1 protein-coding gene is annotated in these 568 nt (G+C 57.2%); it reads left to right on the forward strand.

Features of this window, described 5'->3' with window-relative positions; all coding sequences use genetic code 11:
• Positions 1-193 precede the first annotated feature (193 nt).
• Positions 194-568: VIT1/CCC1 transporter family protein (locus AACY52_RS29610; protein WP_339561268.1), on the forward strand; the 375-nt coding region annotated here is incomplete at its 3' end.

Below are 568 nucleotides of genomic sequence, written 5' to 3' on the forward strand. Positions count from 1 at the left end.
CGATTGAAGTTGAATGCGGCTTTGGACTACAGCGTATGTGGCGATGGAACGGTAGGCGTTTCATCGGAAGATAGCATCATTGATCAGCCTGACCGGCCAAGTTTCCAGATCGATCTCGAAGGCAAGGCGCCTTTTCCTATGTGCTCAGCGCCGCGTTACAAAGCCTTAGAAATGTAATTCAGGACCATGTTCCATGCGAGCCCTTCATAAAGAGAACCATCTGATCGAACGAATAGGTTGGCTTCGCGCAGCGGTGCTAGGCGCCAATGACGGGCTGATTTCAACATCGAGTCTGATCGTCGGTGTTGCCGCCGCGACCGCCGCTTCCCACGAAATTCTGGTTGCTGGCGTAGCGGGGCTCGTCGCCGGAGCAATGTCGATGGCTGCAGGCGAATATGTGTCTGTCAGTTCCCAGGCCGATACGGAAGAAGCCGACATGGCGCGTGAGCGCCGCGAACTTGCCACGCAACCTGAAGCGGAGCTGGCCGAACTCGCCGCGATCTACGAGCAGCGTGGTGTAACGCCCGAACTGGCGCGACAGGTCGCCGAGCAGATGATGGCAAAGGAC

Source organism: Pseudomonas sp. EA_65y_Pfl1_P113, from assembly GCF_963970525.1.
GTDB classification, from domain to species: Bacteria; Pseudomonadota; Gammaproteobacteria; order Pseudomonadales; family Pseudomonadaceae; genus Aquipseudomonas; species Aquipseudomonas tritici.